Below are 1,423 nucleotides of genomic sequence, written 5' to 3'. Positions count from 1 at the left end.
GAAATGGAAATAAAGGCGGAAATTCGCTCAATTGCACAAAGCAAGAAGAGCGAATCTCGGGGTACTGATGACAGCCCAGTTGTAGATGAAGAGGACATTGCTCACATTGTTGCCTCTTGGACTGGTGTGCCGGTACAAAAACTGACTGAATCAGAGTCAGAGAAACTACTGCACATGGAAGATACCCTGCATCAGCGCCTGATTGGTCAGGAAGATGCGGTTAAAGCCGTTTCCCGAGCAATTCGTCGAGCTAGGGTAGGCTTAAAGAATCCCAACCGTCCTATTGCAAGTTTTGTCTTCTCTGGACCTACAGGGGTCGGTAAGACAGAATTAGCTAAGTCATTGGCAGCTTACTTCTTCGGGTCTGAAGAAGCCATGGTGCGCCTAGATATGTCCGAATACATGGAGCGCCATACGGTAAGTAAGTTGGTAGGTTCTCCTCCTGGATATGTGGGCTACAACGAAGGTGGTCAACTAACTGAGGCAGTGCGTCGTCGTCCTTACACAGTAGTGCTGTTCGATGAAATTGAAAAGGCACACCCAGATGTGTTCAATATGCTGCTGCAAATCCTAGAGGATGGGCGGTTGACTGACTCCAAGGGTCGGACGGTAGACTTTAAAAACACCCTGCTGATCATGACCTCCAATATCGGTTCCAAGGTTATTGAAAAGGGTGGCGGACAACTGGGCTTCGAGTTCAGCGATAATCAAGCGGAATCCCAATATAATCGAATTCGGAATCTAGTGAACGAAGAACTTAAACAGTACTTCCGCCCAGAGTTCCTGAATCGTTTAGATGAGATTATCGTCTTCCGTCAGTTGACCAAAGAAGAAGTCAAGGACATTGCCAAGATTCTGTTAAAAGAAGTGTTTGGTCGTCTGTACGAACAAGGCATTACTCTAGAAGTCAGCGAGAAGTTCAAAGACCGTTTGATCGAAGAGGGTTACAACCCCAGCTACGGGGCCAGACCATTACGCCGAGCCATCATGCGGTTGTTGGAGGATGTGCTGGCAGAAGAAATTCTCTCCAGTCGCATTAAGGAAGGAGATATTGCCTATGTTGATGTCAATGAAGAGGGTAAGGTACAAGTCAGTCGTAAGGAAAACCGAGAGCTTTTGCCTCAAGGAGTTGAGTAAGTGATTGTAGGGTAAAGCCCCTAATTATCCTGTGCTAACTCCCCTTAATCCCCCCTTACTAAGAGGGGGGAAATTTTTGGCATTGTTTATGAGAAATTACCAGAATAAGTACGGAAGAAGCTAAAAAAGTGCTACCAGTATTAAAAATGGCACTATAAGAGTTTATAGGATAATGGAAGACTTTTTTAAAAATGTATCTCGTTACCCACGCTATCTAATCAGTATTACTCTAGGAATATTCTATTCCGTGTTTTTGCTGGTAAAACCACTACTAAACTGCCCCCTA

General features: G+C 45.0%; 2 protein-coding genes. Both read left to right on the top strand.

What is annotated here, in order from left to right; translation table 11 throughout:
- Positions 1-1,137: AAA family ATPase (locus F6K49_RS48960; protein WP_293109968.1), on the top strand; the 1,137-nt coding region annotated here is incomplete at its 5' end.
- Positions 1,138-1,309: 172 nt separating this feature from the next.
- On the top strand, positions 1,310-1,423 hold a 114-nt coding region (locus F6K49_RS48955; RefSeq protein ID WP_293109970.1), incomplete at its 3' end, for a DUF751 domain-containing protein.

This window comes from Moorena sp. SIO3I6, from assembly GCF_010672095.1.
This window is presented reverse-complemented; position numbering and strand designations above follow the sequence as displayed.